Genomic DNA, 20601 nt, shown 5'->3' on the forward strand with positions numbered 1-20601 from the left:
TTCCTTATTGGCCCAATAACAGCTTCTGTGCATCCAGTAAGCGTCTGGCCATTTCACCAATGGTAATCCGGTGACTCATGGCATTTTTACGCAATAAAGCAAAAGCTTGCTCTTCCGTTAATGCATGCAGCTGGATGAGCAACGCTTTGGCTTTATCGATATCTTTACGGTCAATCAGTTTGTCCTGGGTTTCTTTTAAATCATTCAGCAGCTTTTTATGCTTGCGAAACTGTTCAATTGAAATTTCCAGAATGCTTTCTAGTTTGGTGGGATCAATACCATCGACAATATAAGCCGTGATTCCGGCATCAATCGCACTCTTGATGGTGTCTTTATTGGAGTTCTGGGTAAACAGCACGGTCGGGAGTTCATATTGGCTGACACAACTTTCAATAATATCCCGATGCGGATGATCCATATTCAACAGGATCACATCTGCATGAATGCCTTTGACATGCACCATATTCAGGTCATTCAGGATTAAGCAGGCCACCACCTGAAAATCATGTAAAAGCAGGGATTCCTGGATAAATTGAGCGCGCTCCAGATCATCATCAATAAGAGCTATTCGTAATTTGGACATGGAATATTTTCAAGTAAGGCCTAAGGAATATTCAAGCACCAATCAAGCAAAAAACATGCCATTAATTTGGTGCATAAAAGTCCGCTGATGTATTCAATTTAGTGCACAACTTAAGGTGCAACAGCCGTCAAGTGCTCAAAATGAAGCATCTGGCTGGATGATTTGTCGTTAATTAGGCGTTTCTACTTTAATAAAAGTTGGCACGATTTATGCTTTTATTAAATCGTCAAAGATGACTTTCAATACTAACAACGGCCAACGATGTCCGTTCTGATCGTAATCGCACTCTCAAGGAGTGTGATTGAAGTTTCGTTCAGCACAGGATAAATGACATGGTCAGTTGTTCAGCAATACAAAACGCATCAGCGTTACAATCTTTCGTCCAGCAAGACAAGCAGCCAGGACGCGGTCTTTACAACATATTCAATCAGCAGACATATCAATGCCTAGACGTGATATGTGGCTTTTTATCATCTTTAAAAAAACAGTAATTGGAGTGCAGATATGAAAATTCTCATGATTGGGCATGGCATGGTGGGGCATAAATTCATCGAATCTGTACTTGAACAGGCCGGTGATGACGTCGAGTTGACCATTTTGGCGGAAGAGCCGCATTTGGCTTATGACCGGGTACATTTAACTGAATACTTTAGCGGCAAGACGGTTAAAGACCTCAGTCTTTGTCGTAGTGATTTTGCCGATGCTTATGGCATTGACTTACGTTTGAATACCCGCGCAATTGAGCTGGATCAGCTGAATAAAACGGTCACAACCAACCACGGCGATGTACTGAGTTTTGACAAGCTGATTCTCGCTACCGGTTCTTATGCTTTTGTTCCACCGATTCCGGGCAACGACCGTCAGAACTGTTTTGTTTACCGCACCATTGAAGACCTGGATGCCATTCGTGCGGCCAGCCTGAATGCAAAAACAGGCGTGGTGATTGGTGGCGGCTTGCTAGGGCTGGAAGCAGCAAAAGCACTGCGAGATCTGAATCTGGAAACCCATGTCGTAGAATTTGCTCCGCGTCTGATGGCGGTTCAGATTGATGATCTGGGCGGCCGGGTACTGTGCTCTAAAATTGAAGACCTGGGTGTCAAGGTGCATACTCAAAAGGCCACGTCGAGTATTGAAGATGGTGACAGCACTCAGCATGTAATGAAGTTCGGAGATGGTTCGGTACTTGAAACCGATATCATCCTGTTCTCGGCTGGGATTCGTCCGCGTGATGAACTGGCGCGCCAGAGCGGCTTGCTGATTGGTGAGCGTGGCGGCATCATCATTAATGATTATTGTCAGACCTCACATCCGGACATTTATGCCATTGGTGAATGTGCACTTTGGGATAATAAAATTTATGGTCTGGTTGCACCGGGCTATGACATGGCCCGTATCGCGGCGAAACACGTACTAGGACAAGAAAGTCATGAATTCGCTGGTGCAGACATGAGCACCAAACTTAAACTGATGGGGGTGGATGTTGCCTCTATTGGTGATGCACACGCCATGTCCCCAGGTGCCTTGAGCTATTTCTATGCTGATGAAGCCGCGCAGGTTTATAAAAAAATCGTGGTGTCAGCAGACAAGACCAAGCTGCTGGGCGCGGTGCTGGTGGGCTGTGCCAAAGAATATAGCGATCTTCTACAGATGATGCTGAATGGTCTGACGGTACCGGAGCAACCGGAAAGCCTGATCATGCCGGGCTTTGATCAGGCAACTTCCAAATCAGGTGGCAGTGGTGTCGATCTGTTGCCTGACAGCGCAACCATCTGTTCATGCAATAACGTGTCTAAAGCAGATATCTGTTCTGCGATTGAAGGTGGTGCAACTTCATTGGGTGCACTGAAAAAATGCACACAAGCTGCAACTGCCTGTGGGGGGTGTGCACCGCTGGTCACTCAGGTTTTAAAATCTGAATTACAGCGTCAGGGTGTCACAGTGAATAACCATCTGTGTGAACACTTTGCCTATTCACGTCAGGAAATGTATCACCTGGTACGCGTGCATGAGATCAAGACATTCTTTGACCTGATTCAGCAACATGGGCACGGCATGGGCTGTGATATCTGCAAACCGACTGTAGCCAATATTCTGGCATCCTGTTGGAATGACTTTGTCCTAAAACCTAGCCATGCCGGTTTGCAGGATAGCAACGACTACTATCTCGGCAATATCCAGAAAGATGGTTCTTATTCGATTGTACCGCGTATGGCAGGAGGTGAAGTTACACCAGATGGCCTGATTGCGATTGGTCAGATTGCCAAAGAATATGGCTTGTATACCAAACTGACCGGTGGTCAGCGTGTCGATATGTTTGGTGCACAAGTGCATCAATTGCCTGAAATCTGGGAAAAACTGATCAATGCCGGTTTTGAATCGGGGCATGCTTACGGTAAATCCTTACGTACCGTGAAATCTTGTGTGGGTAGCACATGGTGCCGTTATGGCGTCGATGATTCGGTGGGCTTGGCGATTTTCCTGGAAAACCGTTACAAGGGATTACGCTCACCGCATAAAACCAAAATGGCGGTCTCAGGTTGTACCCGTGAATGTGCCGAAGCACAAAGTAAAGATGTCGGTGTGATTGCTACTGAAAAAGGCTGGAACTTATATGTCTGCGGTAATGGTGGCATGAAACCACGCCATGCAGAACTGCTGGCCTCAGATCTGGATACGGGAACGCTCATCAAATACATCGACCGTTTCTTTATGTTCTATATCCAGACGGCGGACCGTCTGCAGCGCACCAGCGTATGGCGTGACAATATGGAAGGCGGTCTAGACTATCTGAAAGATGTCATTGTGCATGATTCACTCGGTATTGCAGCTGAGCTGGAACGCCGTATGCAACACGTGATCGGTACGTATCAGGATGAATGGCGCACCGCGATTGAAGATCCTGAAGTACGCAAACGCTTTAAGACTTTTATCAATGCCAAAGCAGCTGAGCAGAATGACCCGAATATTCAGTTTACGCCTGTACGTGGCCAGATTCGTCCAAAGACAGAAGCTGAACGTGATTTAAACCGTATTCCAGTGGTTGAAGCCTAAATACCACAGTCAGGGAGAATGAAAATGACAATTTTAAAAGACATGAACGAACTGAACTGGTACGAAGTCTGCAATCTGGATGAGATCACTCCGAATACCGGTGTGGCAGCCCTGATTGAAGATCAGCAGATTGCAATTTTTCGCGTGGGTCAGGAACAGCGGGTGTATGCACTCAGCAATCAAGATCCATTTAGTCTGGCCAATGTCATGGCACGTGGCATTCTGGGTGATCTGCAAGGTGAGCGCGTCGTAGCATCACCCATTTACAAACAGCATTTCAGTCTGGTGACTGGACGTTGTCTGGAAGAACAAGACCAGAAACTATTGGTATTTCCAACGCGTATTGAAGATGGCACAGTCTATGTCAGCCCAACTGCACAAAAGACTTATATTTCCAGTAATGGTCTAAATACTGAACGTTTAAAACTGGTACTGGTGGGGAATGGACTGGCAGGTATGCGCTGTCTGGAAGACCTGCTGGATATGGCACCAGAACGTTATGACATTACCGTGATTGGTGAAGAACCATGGGGCAACTACAACCGTATCATGTTGTCACCAGTCTTATCGGGTGAGAAAACCATTGATGACATCATGCTGCATCCGCATGCCTGGTATGCCGATAAAGGGATTCGTTTGATTGCCGGTGATCCGGCTGTTCGTATCGACCGTCCTCGTAAGCATGTCTATACCGAAAAGGGTGAAGTCGTCAGTTATGACCGTCTGATTCTGGCAACCGGTTCTAAACCCTTTGTTCCACCAATTCCGGGCAGTGATTTAAAAGGCGTATTAAGTTTCCGCGATATTTATGACGTGAACAATATGCTGGACTACTGCAAAACCAAGCAAAATGCCGTCGTCATTGGTGGAGGTCTGCTCGGGCTTGAAGCGGCGTATGGCCTGAAACAGCAAGGTATGAATGTGACTGTGCTGCATCTGATGGACCGTATTATGGATCGTCAACTGGATATGAAAGCCAGTCAAATGCTGAAAAAATCAATTGAAGATAAAGGCATCCGAATCATCACTGAAGCCAACACCGAAGAGCTGCTCGGTATTGATGGTCACGTGACTCAACTGCGACTAAAAGACGGGACAATGCTGGATGCCGATTTGGTGGTCTTCGCCGTCGGGATTCGACCAAATAAAACCCTGGCTGAACAGGCTGGTCTGCGCTGCAATCGTGGGGTGCTGGTGAATGACACCATGCAAACCTATGACCCGAGTATTTATGCAGTGGGTGAATGCATTGAGCATCGTGGCCAGACCTTTGGACTGGTTGAGCCATTATGGGGACAGGCCTTTATCTGCGCGACGCATCTGGCTGAACATGGCCGACTGACCTTTAAGGCACCGACTGTTCCGACCCAACTCAAGGTTAGCGGATGTGATGTCTTCTCAGCCGGAAATTTTGAACCTCAGGATGATTTTGAAGATATCGTGCTGAATGATGAAAAACGTCAAATCTATAAACGGATCATTATCCAGCAGGACAAGGTCATTGGTGCGGTGCTATTTGGCGATACCGAAGATGGAGCTTGGTATGCAGAACTGATTGCAGATCAGACACCGATTAGTAATATCCGCAGCAAACTGCTTTTTGGTCGGGATTTTGCATTAAAAAAGGCAGGGTAATCGGATCAATCTCCCAACCCCTCTTTAAACAAGAGGGGAACCTCTCTCCTTTATTAAAGGAGGGTTGGTGAGGATTAAAACTTTTGAGACATAGAAAAAATTTAAATCAAACCTGTAAAAGCTAGATATCAGAGATTTGGTGAAACAAGTGAATTTGGATGATTAAGGAGCGCAGCAGCAATGAATAGTATTCCGGTTATGGAACTACATAGCTCTACTGAATCCCAAATAAAAACCACTCAGACGACCTGTCCTTATTGTGGAGTAGGCTGTGGTGTCATCGCGCACGTAAGCCAAACCTCGATGGGTGAAAAGGTTCAGATTGAAGGCGATGTTCAGCATCCTGCGAACTTAGGCAAGTTGTGTATTAAAGGCAGTCATCTTGCCGATACACTTGGCTTAAAAACCCGGCTTCTGCATCCGATGACAGGTCGAAAAGAGCAGCGGCAAATAAGCACTTGGGATCATGCCATTTCAAGTATTGCCAATAAATTTCAGCAATGTATTGATCAGTATGGACGTGACAGCATCGCCTTTTATGTCTCCGGCCAGCTTTTGACTGAAGACTATTATGTGGTGAACAAGTTTGTAAAAGGCTATCTGGGTACTGCCAATATTGATACCAATTCAAGACTGTGTATGTCTTCTGCTGTGGCGGCACATAAACGGGCTTTCGGCGAAGACTTGGTACCGGCCAGCTACACAGATTTTGAGCAGACAGAAATGGTGGTCTTGGTGGGTTCCAATACCGCCTGGTGCCATCCGGTACTTTATCAGCGCATCATGAAAGCCAAAGAAGAGCGGGATTTATTTGTGGTGGTGATTGACCCGCGCTTTACTGCAACCTGTGAAGCGGCAGACTTACACTTGCCGATTTTACCGGGTCAGGATGTCGCGCTGTTTAATGGTTTGTTGCAGTATCTTCAGCAAAATGGTCATGCCGATCTGGATTTTGTTACCCAACATACTCAAGGTCTGGAGCAGGCGCTTGCCAGCAGCTCGACAGAGTCATCGATTGAAAGCGTGGTTCAACGAACCGGGATTACTATTGAAAAATTAACCTTATTTTTTCAGAAATTTGCCCAGACTGATAAAATTATGAGCCTGTTTTCCATGGGCGTAAACCAATCCTCTCAAGGGGTAGACAAGGCCAATAGCATTATCAACTGTCATTTATTGACAGGAAAAATAGGCCAACCCGGTTCAGCACCTTTTTCCATGACCGGACAGCCGAATGCCATGGGTGGACGGGAAGTCGGGGGGCTGGCCAATATGCTGGCCAGCCATCTGGATTTGGATAATCCGCAGCATCAGCAACTGGTGCAGGATTTCTGGCAAAGCCCGGTTATCGCGCGGCAGCCCGGATTAAAAGCAGTAGATTTATTTCAAGCAGTGGAAAGCGGGAAAATCAAAGCCATCTGGATTATGGCCACCAATCCGATCGTGAGTTTGCCCGATGCAGATCAGGTTAAACGCGCTCTGGAGAAATGTGAATTTGTGGTGGTTTCCGATATTTGTCTCGACACTGATACCACGCAATATGCCGATGTACTGTTACCGGCACTGGGTTGGGGCGAAAAAGATGGCACAGTCACCAATTCGGAGCGCCGTATTTCACGGCAAAAGGCCTTTTTGCCGGCTCCGGGTGAAGCCAAAGCAGACTGGTGGGCCATTTCCCGGGTGGCTAAAGCTTTAGGTTTTCGCGGTTTTGACTTTAACAATAGCCATGACATTTTTCTGGAACATGCCCGTTTATCTGCCTATCAGAATGGTTCACTTTCGCAACGCGCAGATGCGCCAAATTTCCGCTATTTCAACCTGCAAGGTTTAACTCATCTCAGTTTTGCAGAATATCATAATCTGGCACCGATCCAGTGGCCAGTCTGGGATAAGCAAGAAGTTCATCAGGTTGGTCAACTATTTAGTCAAGGCCAGTTTAGCCATGCAGATGGCAAAGCCAGATTGGTGCCAACAGTTGCAGCCGATCCGGTACATGCTATTTCTACTGAATATCCGCTGATCCTGAATACCGGACGCATTCGCGATCAATGGCACACCATGAGCCGTACCGGATTATCTGCCAGTTTGTCCCAGCATCGTGCCGAGCCTTATTGTGAGCTGCATCCGCAAGATGCGCTGAAGTATGGCCTGAAAGATGCCGAGCTGGTCGAGGTGAAATCCGCTTGGGGAAGTTGTGTACTCCGTGTGCAATTTTCACAAAATATGCGACGTGGCCAGATTTTTGCACCGATTCACTGGAACGACCAGTTTGCGTCCGATGCGCGGATTGGAAAAGTGGTGAATCCGGTGGTTGACCCGATTTCTGGCGAGCCAGAATTTAAGCATACTCCGGTGATGATCCAGCCGTTTTATACCCAGTGGCAGGGCGTGTTGTATGTACGGGAAGGCTTTGAACAGCAGATTCAGACCATGATTGAAAATACGGTGTGGTGGAGCAAAATTCAAACCACTCAGGCCATCCGTTATGAATTGGCAGACCGTCGCCGTTTTTCTGACATCACCGGGCAGATCAAGAGCCTGTTAGCCTTTGATGATGAAAGCTTTGAATGGCTGAATCTCGAAGATCAAACGGCGCATATCAGTCATAGTGTGGTGCTTCAGGATGGCCAGTTAATTGCCAGTTTTTATATCGCACCGGCGGCATTATTGCCAGATCGTGACTGGGTGGCTGGCCTGTTTAGACGTGAACGTCTGAGTGCATTACATCGTAAAGCATTGCTGGCAGGTCAGGCCATGTCGATGGGAAATAGTGAAGGAGCATTGGTCTGTAGCTGTTTTAAGGTCGGCAAGAATCGAATTATTCAAACCATTAAAGATAAAAATATCACGCATGAAAAACAGGTGACTGCATGTCTAAAAGCCGGAGGAAATTGCGGTTCGTGTTTGCCAGAAATTAGAGGCCTGATTAAGGCCTGCCAGACGGAGTGCATAGAATGAAAAGAAGAGTGATGAAGACGGTGTCTTATCCGGAAACCGACGTGGTGATTCTGGCCGGAGGTTTAGCGCGGCGCATGAATGGCATCAATAAATTGCTGCACAAATTTGATGATGAAATCCAGCTGATTAAAATCCATCAGCAACTGAAGTCCCGGGCAAGCAAAGTCTGGGTCAATAGCCATCGGGATCACTCTATTTATAAACGGATGATTCCTTCGATTGATTTTTATCAGGACGATGAACCCGGCTTTCAGGGACCATTGATGGGCATGAAGAGTGCCTGGTCACATGTGGAATCTGATTATGTGCTGTTCGTGCCTTGTGACGTGACCTATATCCCCAAAAAGGTCATTTCACGTTTACATCAGGCCTTGCAACGACATCCTTTATCTGAAGTGGCGGTAGTTGAAATCAATGAAAARGCATTGTTTCCATTCTGCCTGATGAAACGCAGCAGCTTCCCCACGCTTATCCAACACCTTGAAAATGATCAGCACAGTTTAAAACTCTGTTTTGCTGACATGCACATGCAGCGGGCAAGTTTTAAAAATCGTGCCCTGTTTTTTCACAGTATTAATTCATTTGACGAGCTACAGCAGCATCAACAGCTTAACTTTCTCTAGCGTTTAAAATGCTAAAAGTCGAATTATCATATTCTGGTTCACCAAAATATTGCTTTTTTTATTTTTCGAGCGAACTTTTGGACTAAAAAAGAACAAATATTACCCATTAATATTCATTAAACATAAATTTGTGCAAAGTTGGAACACTTATTGCTCATTCATTGTGAAGAAATAGGGTAGTAAATCAAGACTGTTAAATAACCGTGCAGATCTCATCATGGACCGCAGCAATGAACAGCATGACAGCTTTAGCACCTCGCAGTATCTTTCAGGATCAGTTTGGACGCCAGAAACGTAAGTTGCGGATCTCGGTGACTGACCGTTGTAATTTCAAATGCAGCTATTGCATGCCTGAACATCCGGAATGGATGAATAAAAAAGATTTGCTCAGTTTTGAAGCCCTGTATGCTTTTTGCGAGTTTATGGTGCGACACGGGATTGAGCAGATCCGGGTGACGGGTGGCGAACCGTTGATGCGTCAAGGCATYGTTCATTTTATTGCCCGCTTACAGACATTGWAAGCCTTTGGCCTGAAACGTATTTCCATGACCAGCAATGGCCATTATTTAAAAGATTATGCTCAGGCGCTTAAACAGGCAGGACTGGACGACCTGAATATCAGTCTGGACAGTCTTGATCCAAAGCAGTTTCAGCAACTGACCCAAAAACAGTTACAGCCTGTACTTCAAGGAATTTCTGCTGCGCAGCAGGCAGGGTTGTCCGTCAAGATCAATAGTGTGCTGATCAAAGGCATCAATGACAATCAGATTATTCCTTTGGTGAAATGGGCACAGCATCAGGCTGTAGAACTGCGTTTTATTGAGTTTATGCCCCTCGATGGCGATCAGAAATGGAATCCGTCTGATGTCATCAGTGAGCAAGATATTTTGGATCAACTGAAAACCGAATTTGATGTCCGGGTATCTCAAGGTCAAGGTGCTAATCCGGCACGCTGTTATCTGGTCAATGGGCAGCCTTTGGGGATTATTTCCACCATTACCCATTCATTTTGCGGTGATTGTGATCGTCTACGCCTCAATGCCCAAGGCGAATTTTATAACTGTTTATTTGCCAGACAAGGCCTGAACCTTAAGGCAGATATCGAACAACTGGCGCTGGATCATTTCGCCACACAGACATTCCAGCACAAGCTTCACGCTTATATCTGGCATAAAGAAGCCGGCTTCCATGCGATCCAGCAATCACCAATACAAAAGCCGATCCGAAAAATCAGTATGCACAGCATTGGAGGATAAATATGTCACTCACTCAGCAAAAATTAATTCATATCAAAATAGAAGCCTTCGGTGCGATTGAACGACAAATTCCTGCAGATTTGAGTTTGCAATGCGAGTCTGAAATTCAGGTTTCTGAAGTCCTGAACCAGTTGCTATCCATTTATCCTGATATACAGACCATGCTGGAACGCTGCGCCTGTGCAATCGGTGAAGACATTATTTCCAGACAGAATGTTTTAAATCGTGACAGTACGCTGGTGCTGTTATCGCCGGTAGCAGGAGGCTGAGATGCAACTCAAGTCACTAAAACAATTTGCCCGAATCCAGCAGACTGCTTTTAGTCTGGAGGATTTTGATGGTATCCAGMATTTTCCGGAATGTGGTGGAATCGGCATCTTTGTCGGAACAGTACGTAACCATCATCAGGGGAAAGCTGTGCGTGCCCTGAAATATACCGCCTATGCGCCTGTGGCTGAAAAAATGATTCGTGAAATTGAACAGCAGATCCAGATCAAATACCAGGTGTCTTATGTGCGGGTAGTGCACCGTATTGGTGAGCTGGAGGTTGGGGAAACAGCCATTATTGCTATGGCTTATGCGGCCCATCGTCGTGAGGCCTTCGCTGCCTGTGAGGAAGCTGTGGAACGGGTGAAGCATGAGGTTCCGGTCTGGAAAGAAGAGTTTTATCTGGATGGTAGCAGCCAGTATGTGGAAGGCTGTTGTATTCGAAAAGATCATGGACCTGAAACTAATCACTCTCATCATGCAGAAGAAGCGCATTGTCACCATCACCATGTAGCAGAACACGCTTGCCAATCACCATCTAATTAAATGCGTCCAATGAGGATGCATAAGATGAATCACTTTAAAACAGATTTTAAAAATTAGCCTGGGATGAATCATGAAAAATGTAGGGATGAAAGCAGAAAGTTACCGTACAGCAATTGCCACTGGAATCCTGCATGCACCGCCACATTGCATTGAGCTGCTACGTAATGGCAATACTGAAAAAGGTGATGCCCTGAAAACAGCACGCATTGCCGGCATTCTAGGTGCCAAACGGACCGATGAGCTGATTCCATTGTGCCATCCATTACCGATTTATCGTGCCGATGTGGAATATGAACTGTGTGATGCACATGTCGAAATTATTGCTACCGTTGAAACCATTGGACCAACTGGTGTGGAAATGGAAGCTTTGACAGCGGTCAGTCTGGCAGGTCTGACCTTGTATGACATGCTGAAGCCGCATTGTGAACCGGAAGATTTGTCGCTGGATCAATGCAGGTTGCAGCAGAAAAAAGGCGGAAAATCACATTTTACCCGCGTACTTAAAGAGAGTCTGTCCGCTTCGGTTATTGTGCTGTCCGATACGGTTGCAGCAGGCAAAAAGCCGGACACTGCCGGACAAAACGTAATGGAAATTTTAAAAGAAGCCAATTTTGATTCTATTAGTTATCAGGTTATTCCCGATAGCCCAGAACAGCTCTTGACCCTGATTGAACAGCAGAAAAATCAGTATCCGCTGATTCTAACTGTGGGCGGTACTGGCTTAGGTCCTAAAGACCTGACCGTCGAAACCCTACAACCTTTGCTGCAAAGGGAAATTCCCGGTTTAATGGAAGCTTCACGTAGTTTTGGGCAAAAACGTACCCCTTATGCAGCATTAAGTCGTGGCGTGGCTGGCTATATTGAGAACAGTCTGGTGATGACCCTACCGGGAAGTCGTCAGGGTGCGAAAGAATCTCTGATCGCGGTACTTCCGGCTTTGGTGCACTTGTTTGATGTGCAAAAAAATATCCCACATGCGGGGGGCTATCAATGAATCAGGCAATATCGCATTCAGCCTGCGGTGCTGAGCCGGGACTGATTTCTGTTGATCAGGCACTACAGATGATACTTGAGCAGACGAATGTCTTGGCAACTGAAAGCCTGCCGCTTGCTCAGGCTCTGAATCATTATCTGGCAGAAGCGATTGATTCGGCCATTCCATTGCCGCTGTTTTCACAAAGTGCTGTAGATGGCTATGCGCTCTGCAGTCCAGAAAATATTAGTGCACACAGCACTTTTGAACTCATTGGAGAGATTCGGGCAGGGCAAAGTACTGAAATTGAACTGCGGCCAGGTCAGGCGGTCCGGATTTTTACCGGTGCCAGGATTCCAGCAGGAACTACAACGGTCGCCCGTCAGGAAATTGTCAAATGCCATGCCAATCAAATCATTATTACAACAGACCTAAAGCCTCATACGGATATACGTGATGCAGGCGAGGAAATCGCACAAGGGCAGCGTCTGGCAGATGCAGGTCAAAAACTGCATGTAGGTGCAATTGCAGCTTTGAGCATGGCAGGCGTAAAGCAGGTTTCAGTCTATCGTTATCCTAAAATTGCTGTTGTGATTACTGGAGATGAAGTCGCTTCGAGCATTGAAGACCTGAATTCCGGAAAAATCTTTGACGCCAATGCTCCACTGATTCAGGCCTGGTTTCAATCACAGGGTCAAAACGTAGATATTCTGCATGTTTCAGATCATGAGTCTGAGTTGCAAGCATTAATGCATCGTCTTAAAAACCAATACGATGTCATCTTGACCACCGGCGGAGTGTCAGTGGGCGATTATGATTTTATTCGCCCGGTTGCCCTAGATCAAGGTTTTGAGCAGATTTTCTGGAAAGTGAAGCAGAAGCCCGGAAAACCGATGTTATTTGCCAAGTATCAACGAGGCGATAAAAATTGCTGTTACCTTCTGGGTTTACCGGGAAATCCGGCTGCCGTGTATGTCGGGATGCAAATCTATACGGCAACTTTACTGAATGCCTTACAAGGACAAAAGGAGTCACCTGCATGGCTTAGTGCGGTAATGACGCATGATTTGAAAGCGGATGCACGCGAGCGATTTTTAAGAATGGCTGCCGAATTTGGTCAGGGCAACTTACAACTCAAGAGCCTGGCAAAACAACAGTCGCATATGTTGAGTAATCTGATGCAGGCCAATTGTCTGGTACGTATTCCGGCCGGAACAGAAATCCAGGCTGGGCATGTGGTACAGGGTTTGCTGATTTGAAATGCCTGTATCAATTGTTAATATTCGAACCACATAGAATAAGAAAGATGGATTTAATCAAAGTTCTACTCACTGGCATGCTGTTGACTAGCCCCATGCTGCATGCCGAGACAGTTAAAATCTATGCCGCAGCCAGCCTCACCAATGCGATTACTGATATTTCCAAGCTGTATGAGCAACAGCATCGGGATATCCAAATCGTTCCGGTTTTTGCTGCGTCTTCGGTATTGGCGAAACAAATTGCGGCGGGAGCGAGCAGTGATCTATTTTTCTCTGCAGACCTGGACTGGATGAATGATCTGATCAAGAAACAAAAAATTCAGATCGGTCAGATTCGACCTATGCTTTTGAATGAACTCGTATTGATTAGTTCTATTCAGCAAAAAAATCATTATAAAATGTCAGCTGACTTTAATTTTGCTAAAGCCTTTCAGGGTTATTTATGTACCGGACAAATGGAATCGGTGCCTGCTGGAAAATATGCCAAACAAAGCTTAACCGGGCTGGGCTGGTTGAATCAGCTTCGAGGCAGAATTGTCGGTACGGATAGCGTCCGTTCAACTCTCGCATTTGTAGAACGTGGCGAATGTCAGGTCGGTATTGTGTATAGAACTGATGCCTTGATGAGTAAAAAAGTTAAAATTTCGGGGGTGTTTCCAGCCAGAACACATCGTCCGATTGTGTATCCGATTGCTTTAACCCAGCAGGGCCAGAAAAATCAGGCAGCAGTCCAATTTTCTAAATTTATCCAGACGAGTCCAAGGGCCAGGCAGATTTTCCAGAAATATGGTTTTAAGCTTAAGGTAGGCTAACTGCTCATGCTTACACCAGAAGAACTGAGTGCCTTGATGCTTTCAGCCAAAGTAGCGGGCTTTGCCACAGCGGTGTGTCTGCCATTTGCTATCGCCGTAGCATGGTTACTGGCGCGTTATGAATTCAGGGCCAAATTTCTCGTAGAGGCAATATTGCAGATGCCTATGGTGCTACCGCCGGTAGTATTGGGCTATCTTCTGCTCCTGCTATTTGGTCATCAGGGTATGCTGGGGCAATATCTACATAAATGGGGAATTCAGCTGATATTTAACTGGAAAGGTGCGGTACTGGCAGCAATGATTGTGGCATTTCCTTTAATGGTTCAACCAATTCGCTTGTCTTTTCAAATGATCAACCGGCAGTTAGAACAGGTGGCAGGATCTTTGGGCGCCACACCATGGCGAGTATTCTGTAGCATTAGCCTGCCTCTGGCTTTGCCTGGAATTTTAATCGGCAGCATTTTATGTTTCAGCCGCAGTCTGGGAGAATTTGGTGCCACGATTACCTTCGTTGGCAATATTCCAGAAGAAACCCGTACCATTCCCATCGCCATTTATAGCCTGTTACAACAGCCTGATGGAGAAAGCATGGCCATGCGTCTGGTCATTTTATCTCTGATTCTGGCTTTTTCAGCCTTGATTGCAAATTACTGGATCATGCAGAAGTATCAACGTAAATTGGAGGCTTAAGATGCTGAAGTGTGATTTTCAGTTTAATTACGCAAATTTCCAGCTACAGGCCAATCTGGATATGCAGACACAATTGATTGGTATTGTGGGAGCCTCGGGAAGTGGAAAAAGCACTTTTTTAAAAAACATTGCAGGGCTATTAAAACCATCACAAGGCTTTATTCATTTTCAGCAAAAAATATTATTTGATCATCAGCAGAAACTGAATATTCCTGTTCATCAGAGAAAAATTGCCCTGATTTTTCAGCAAGCCCTACTGTTTCCGCATCTGAATGTCATGCAGAATTTAAAATATGCAGAACAGCTAAACATAAAAAATAAAGGTCAGCAAAAATTTCTTTTCGAAGATATCGTTGAGCTACTTGAATTAAAGCCACTGCTTCGGCATCGGGCGCATCAGCTTTCTGGTGGACAGGCACAGCGCGTTTCTATCGGTCGTGCACTTTTATCTTCTCCCGATCTATTACTTTTGGATGAACCTTTAAATGGGCTGGATCAAAAGCTGAAAAACCAGATTTTACCCTTTCTGAAAATTGTGATTCATCAAACAGATTTACCCATGATTTATGTGACCCATCATGTAGATGAAGTGGCGTATTTACAGGCGCAGGTGCTGCATTTTGAAAAGGGAAAAATTATTTGATCCAGCCCTGCACCGATTTAAACCAGCAATGACTCCGAGCAGGTCATCCTCTCGCTGTTTTTCTAACAATGCCTCAGAAGATATCTATCTTTCTCTCTATTTTTAAAAAAGAAACATCTAAGTTAAAATCCTGAATATAAATTAGTTTATATAAAACAATATCTTATTCTATTTTAAAAATAATCTGGCATGACCTGTGCATATACCTGATTAAAGTCAAAGAAGACTCTACATTTGTATGACGGCCAATGACGTCCGTTCTGATCGTTACTGACATGCCTGGTGCATCACAGTGACTTAAATACGTTCAGTTCTGGTAAGGAAATGGCTATGTCTTCAAATACAAGTCTCAATAAAGCAACAAAAATAAGTCTATTTAACTTCAGTAGTTCAGCGATGCGGGCCTTCCATATGAGTTGGCTCGCTTTTTTTGTCTGTTTCTTTGCGTGGTTTGCCTGTGCACCGTTAATGCCAGTGATTGCCGGTGAATTCAGCCTGACCAAAGAGCAGATCGCCAATATCAATATTGCCGCAGTCGCCATTACAATTCTGGTGCGTCTGATCGTGGGGCCGTTGTGTGATAAATACGGTCCGCGTAAAACCTATACCGCCTTACTGATTATTGGCAGTATTCCGGTGTTTGGTGTGGCGTCGGCCAACAGTTATGAATCTTTCTTGTTTTTCCGTTTATTGATTGGCGCCATCGGTGCCAGCTTCGTGATTACTCAATATCATACCAGTATCATGTTTGCGCCAAATGTGGTGGGAACGGCAAATGCAACTACAGCAGGTTGGGGGAATGCCGGTGGCGGTGCGACTCAAGCCCTGATGCCTTTAATGCTGGCTGCTTTGGTGATGTTCGGTGTAGAACAGGCAATGGGATGGAGAATTGCACTTCTGGTTCCGGGTATTCTGATGATCATTGTCGGTGTACTGTACTGGAAATTCACCCAAGACTGTCCACAAGGCAATTTTAAAGAACTCCGTGCTGAAGGTATTTCTGTTGGTAGCGATAAAAAAGGCGGCCTTGCCATCTTAATGCATGCCGCACGTAACTACCGTGTGTGGATTTTGTTTGGCGCTTATGCAGCCTGTTTTGGTATTGAAATTTTCATCCATAACATTATTGCTTTGTACTTTGTCGACAACTTCCAGTTTGGCCTAAAAGAAGCAGGCATGGCTGCCGGGATTTTTGGTTTACTGGCATTGTTTGCCCGTGCCTTGGGTGGCATTGTTTCAGACAAAGTTGCGATTCAAAAAGGTCTGGATGGTCGAACCAAAGTCCTGTTTGCCTTGATCATGCTGGAAGGTCTGTTTCTTATTCTGTTTTCGCAAATGAACAGCGCGACCTTGGCTATTATGGCTATGACCATCTTTGCCTTGTTTACCCATATGGCATGTGGCGCTACCTATGCACTGGTGCCTTTTATCGACCGTGATGCCTTGGGCGGTGTGGCCGGTATTATTGGAGCAGGTGGCAATGTCGGCGCGGTGGCTGCGGGTTTCCTGTTAAAAGGCATGCTGGATATTCAAACCACTTTGATGGTACTGGGTGGCTTGGTGGTGATTGCTGCAAGTTGTGTGTTGATGATCCGTTTCTCTGTCGAGCATAAAGAAAAAGAACAGCGTTTATATGAACAGGCCGTGACTGAACGTCATCTGGCGGAAGTACAGCAATAACACAACACGCCCTGATATAAAATGAATTGACAAAAAGGATAGCAATATCCTTTTTGTTGTTTTTGCTAACGCAATAATAAAATGATGAGCTATATATTCAGGATAGGAAAATATTATTTAAAAAGTACAGAATGGTTGAATTTATCGAATAAAAGTAAAATCATTTATAGTTTATATGTTTAATTTGAGATGAAAAAATTATATATATTTTAATAATGATTTTTAAAAAAATAAATGAATTTAATAAGTGTAGATAAAATAAAAGCCATTTTAATAATGGCTTTTATGCTTATGGTGGAGGATTAATAAGTTTTATAAGGTAAAAACTTTCCGGATAATACGACATTCACCCGATCTCCGTTTGGATTACTCTCACGTTGAATATCCATATTGAAATCAATTGCACTCATAATTCCATCACCAAATTCTTCATGGATCAGTTCTTTAATAGTCATGCCATAGACGCTGACAACCTCATACCAGCGATAAATCAGCGGATCTGTCGGCACGCTAGTTGGCAGGGAACCTTTATATGGCACGATCTGTAGCCATGCAACGGCTTCATCACTTAAGCCAAAAATCTGACCAATCTTTTCTGCTTGCTCTTTATTAAACGCCATCTGACCTAAACATGCAGCGGTTACCCATTCTTTAGAAAGACCAATCTCTTTGGCAACATCTGACCACTTAATTGACTTTAAAACTTTCGCTGAAATGATCATGTCAGTTACTTGTTGACGATGGGTAATCATAATCCTCTCCAAATTATTCTCAAATGAATGTATGCAGAACGCATAATGCAGATATCATGCCAACAGCATTCTAGAGTTCATGCTAAATAGAAAATGAATATTTAAGTGATTGTTAATTATTTGTGGCATAGCTTTTGCTTATATTTCGATATACATGGCAACGACGCCATTCACCATTACCTGTTCTAATATTCAAGGCAACGGCGCCTAAGGTCTTCAATGATCTTAGGCGTCTTTTTTTCGAAAAACAGGTCCGTATATTGAAAAAGAGGACGACAACATGGCATATCTTGCTCCTGCGGAGTTTGCAAAAAAAGTAGTAGATGCGGGTGAATCCAAATTGCATATGGCAACCCGTGATGTATTGATTCGTGCCTTTATGGCAGGGGCCATTCTGGCCTTGGCAGCGGTATTTGCCATTACCATAGCCGTGCAAACAGGATCACCATTGATTGGTGCGCTCCTGTTTCCAGTTGGTTTTTGTATGTTGTATTTATTGGGCTATGACCTATTAACTGGGGTGTTTGTACTTACGCCGCTGGCATGGCTAGATAAACGCCCAGGGGTGACATGGGGACGTATTCTAAAAAACTGGGGCTTGGTGTTTGTAGGGAACTTTACAGGCTGTTTAGTCGTTGCGGTGCTCATGGCAGCGGTTTATACCATGGGTTTTGCAGCGGATCCAAACCCTGTCGGCGTAAAAATTGCGCATATTGGCGAGGAGCGGACATTAGGTTATGCCGAATACGGATTCGCCGGCTGGATGACTATTTTTATCCGTGGCATGCTGTGTAACTGGATGGTGTCATTAGGTGTCATTGGCGCGATGATGTCTACTACGGTGAGTGGCAAATTTATTGCCATGTGGATGCCAATTATGCTGTTCTTTGCCATGGGCTTTGAGCACTCTGTCGTGAACATGTTCCTGTTCCCATTTGCCATGATGATGGGCGGTGACTTCTCGATTGCTGACTACTTCCTATGGAATGAACTGCCGGTTGCTTTAGGTAATCTGGTGGGCGGTTTGGCATTAACAGGTCTGGCACTTTATACCACCCATGTCCGTACTGGTGTTAAAAAAGAATTTTAACATTCATCATTTTATAAAGGGATCATATAGATCCCTTTTTGAGCTTTCAGCATGAAAAAAACATTAAAAGTCAGTATTGGGCAATATTCTACTGCCGGAGTTAAACAACAGAACCAGGATTTCCATGGAGTATATCTGCCCGAAGGACATGTGCTGAAACAGAAAGGTATTGCATGTGTTATAGCGGATGGAATCGGTAGCAGCAATGTCAGCCATATTGCAGCAGAAACTGCAGTCAGCAGTTTTTTATCTGACTATTATTCTACTTCAGATGCCTGGAGTACACAGACTTCAGCAGAACGAGTGATCCGCGCGACCAATTCATGGCTTTATGCACAGACTCAACAAAGTCAAGGACGTTTTGATAAAGACCGAGGGTATGTCTGTACCTTATCTGCACTGATTTTAAAACAGCAACAAGCCCATGTTTTTCATGTTGGTGATAGTCGTATTTACCGCATTCGCGATCATGAAATTGAATTACTAACCCATGATCATCGTGTCTGGTTGTCTTCCAAAGAGCATTATCTTAGTCGAGCCTTAGGTGCGGATTATCGTATTGAAATTGATTATCGAAATATTGAACTCAAAGAAAAAGATATTTTTTTACTAATGACCGATGGGGTCTATGAATTTGTCACAGATCAACAATTATTAGATTTAACTTTAATAGATGCAGATTTAAATCAACTTGCCAAAGGATTAGTTGAAAAAGCTTTAGAACAGGGCAGTGATGATAACTTAAGTTTCCAGGTGATCCGTGTAGAACAGTTGCCTGAACTGAATCAGTTTCATATTCAGCAGGATTATGTATTTCCACAACAGCTCAGTAAAGGTGAAGTTTTTGAAGGCTATGTGATTGATCAGATTTTGCACCAAAATCATCGCAGTTGCCTGTATTTGGCACACGATACTCAGCAGCAGCCTTTAGTTATAAAAACTTTGGGGGTAGATTTACAGCAAGATAAGTATGCCGTAGAGCAATTTCAACTCGAAGATTGGGTATCAAAACGTCTGAAGCATGACAACCTGATGCAGTGTTATCCACATAACACTGAGAAAAAATATTTATTCCAATGTTATGAATATTTACAGGGTGAAACTTTGGCTCAATGGCTGCATCGCCAGGAAAAGCCTTTAAATCTCGATGAGATTTTACCAATTTTGCAACAAACAGCTTTGGCTTTAAATGCAATGCACCGGCTGGAGATGCTGCATCAGGATATACGGCCAAAAAACATCATTGTTTTAAATACAGAAAGTGCCATGAAAATTAAACTGATTGATTATGGTTCAACAGCAGTAAGAGGCCTGGTCGAAATTAATCCTAAAAATGCGAATCGACCACTCGGAACCTTAGCATTTATGGCACCGGAGTATTTTATTGATCATTCGCCATCTGTACATTCAGACCAATTTTCTTTGGCGGTAATGGCCTATTATTTACTGACCAAACAATTACCTTATGGGACAGATTTAGCTCGCTGTAACAGTTTAAAGCAGCTTAAAAAAGTTCAATACTATTCCATCAGGAAATATCGGCCTGATTTACCTATATGGTTAGATAAAATTTTAGGCCAAGCGCTGAGCATTGAACCGACACATCGTTTTGAGGCCTTATCTGAACTCATTCATAATCTAATGCATCCTTCCAAAGAATTATTAAACTCTAAACCACCAGCAATCATTGAACGAGATCCTTTGCGTTTTTGGCAAATTAGTTGCACCGTATTAGGGCTATTATTTTTACTGAGTATTGCATGGCCATTTATTTGAAAAGAGA

General features: G+C 44.5%; 17 protein-coding genes. 15 read left to right on the plus strand and 2 right to left on the minus strand.

Annotated elements, in window-relative coordinates; translation table 11 throughout:
- Positions 1–4: 4 nt before the first annotated feature.
- Positions 5–583: an ANTAR domain-containing response regulator gene (locus tag BJN41_RS07130; RefSeq protein WP_070154220.1), complete on the minus strand. Its 579-nt coding sequence runs from the start codon at positions 581–583 to the stop codon at positions 5–7.
- Between the two features lie 504 nt (positions 584–1087).
- Between BJN41_RS07130 and nirB the strand changes: the two genes are divergently transcribed.
- The 13 genes from nirB to BJN41_RS07195 all read left to right on the plus strand — a co-directional run bounded on the left by nirB (position 1088) and on the right by BJN41_RS07195 (position 16976).
- The gene (gene nirB, locus BJN41_RS07135) at positions 1088–3634 is read left to right on the plus strand and encodes a nitrite reductase large subunit NirB (RefSeq protein WP_070154222.1); all 2547 of its coding nucleotides are present in this window, start codon (positions 1088–1090) and stop codon (positions 3632–3634) included.
- Positions 3635–3658: 24 nt separating this feature from the next.
- The gene (nirD, locus tag BJN41_RS07140) at positions 3659–5269 is read left to right on the plus strand and encodes a nitrite reductase small subunit NirD (RefSeq protein ID WP_070154224.1); all 1611 of its coding nucleotides are present in this window, start codon (positions 3659–3661) and stop codon (positions 5267–5269) included.
- Between the two features lie 180 nt (positions 5270–5449).
- On the plus strand, positions 5450–8227 hold the full coding sequence (locus tag BJN41_RS07145) for a nitrate reductase (RefSeq protein WP_070154226.1): 2778 nt from the start codon (positions 5450–5452) through the stop codon (positions 8225–8227).
- Positions 8224–8850 (plus strand): molybdenum cofactor guanylyltransferase, encoded by a 627-nt coding sequence (locus tag BJN41_RS07150; RefSeq protein ID WP_070154228.1) that lies wholly within the window; start codon positions 8224–8226, stop codon positions 8848–8850. Before BJN41_RS07145 ends, BJN41_RS07150 begins: the two co-directional genes overlap by 4 nt.
- A 230-nt stretch (positions 8851–9080) precedes the next feature.
- On the plus strand, positions 9081–10106 hold the full coding sequence (moaA, locus tag BJN41_RS07155) for a GTP 3',8-cyclase MoaA (protein ID WP_070154233.1): 1026 nt from the start codon (positions 9081–9083) through the stop codon (positions 10104–10106).
- A gap of 2 nt (positions 10107–10108) precedes the next feature.
- Positions 10109–10375 (plus strand): MoaD/ThiS family protein, encoded by a 267-nt coding sequence (locus BJN41_RS07160; RefSeq protein ID WP_070154234.1) that lies wholly within the window; start codon positions 10109–10111, stop codon positions 10373–10375.
- 1 nt (position 10376) lies between these two features.
- Positions 10377–10919 (plus strand): molybdenum cofactor biosynthesis protein MoaE, encoded by a 543-nt coding sequence (locus tag BJN41_RS07165; RefSeq protein WP_070154235.1) that lies wholly within the window; start codon positions 10377–10379, stop codon positions 10917–10919.
- 70 nt (positions 10920–10989) lie between these two features.
- The gene (gene moaCB, locus BJN41_RS07170; RefSeq protein ID WP_004646996.1) at positions 10990–11913 is read left to right on the plus strand and encodes a bifunctional molybdenum cofactor biosynthesis protein MoaC/MoaB; all 924 of its coding nucleotides are present in this window, start codon (positions 10990–10992) and stop codon (positions 11911–11913) included.
- A complete protein-coding gene (locus BJN41_RS07175; RefSeq protein ID WP_070154237.1) occupies positions 11910–13151 on the plus strand; it encodes a molybdopterin molybdotransferase MoeA in 1242 nt (413 codons plus the stop codon). The genes moaCB and BJN41_RS07175 overlap by 4 nt, the downstream gene beginning before the upstream one ends.
- 47 nt (positions 13152–13198) lie before the next feature.
- Positions 13199–13963, plus strand: a complete 765-nt coding sequence (gene modA / locus BJN41_RS07180; RefSeq protein WP_070154239.1) for a molybdate ABC transporter substrate-binding protein — start codon at positions 13199–13201, stop codon at positions 13961–13963.
- 6 nt (positions 13964–13969) lie between these two features.
- On the plus strand, positions 13970–14653 hold the full coding sequence (gene modB / locus BJN41_RS07185) for a molybdate ABC transporter permease subunit (RefSeq protein WP_026438092.1): 684 nt from the start codon (positions 13970–13972) through the stop codon (positions 14651–14653).
- 1 nt (position 14654) lies between these two features.
- Positions 14655–15296 (plus strand): ATP-binding cassette domain-containing protein, encoded by a 642-nt coding sequence (locus BJN41_RS07190; RefSeq protein WP_070154241.1) that lies wholly within the window; start codon positions 14655–14657, stop codon positions 15294–15296.
- A gap of 330 nt (positions 15297–15626) precedes the next feature.
- Complete coding sequence (locus tag BJN41_RS07195) at positions 15627–16976, plus strand: MFS transporter (protein WP_005170866.1); 1350 nt, start codon at positions 15627–15629, stop codon at positions 16974–16976.
- 302 nt (positions 16977–17278) lie between these two features.
- Here the strand turns inward: BJN41_RS07195 and cynS are convergent, their stop codons facing one another.
- Complete coding sequence (cynS, locus tag BJN41_RS07200; RefSeq protein WP_026438093.1) at positions 17279–17728, minus strand: cyanase; 450 nt, start codon at positions 17726–17728, stop codon at positions 17279–17281.
- 280 nt (positions 17729–18008) lie between these two features.
- Between cynS and BJN41_RS07205 the strand changes: the two genes are divergently transcribed.
- On the plus strand, positions 18009–18818 hold the full coding sequence (locus BJN41_RS07205; RefSeq protein ID WP_008303564.1) for a formate/nitrite transporter family protein: 810 nt from the start codon (positions 18009–18011) through the stop codon (positions 18816–18818).
- Positions 18819–18869: 51 nt separating this feature from the next.
- On the plus strand, positions 18870–20594 hold the full coding sequence (locus BJN41_RS07210; RefSeq protein ID WP_070154246.1) for a bifunctional protein-serine/threonine kinase/phosphatase: 1725 nt from the start codon (positions 18870–18872) through the stop codon (positions 20592–20594).
- Positions 20595–20601: the final 7 nt, after the last annotated feature.

This window comes from Acinetobacter towneri (genome assembly GCF_001758345.1).
Classification (GTDB): Bacteria; Pseudomonadota; Gammaproteobacteria; order Pseudomonadales; family Moraxellaceae; genus Acinetobacter; species Acinetobacter towneri_A.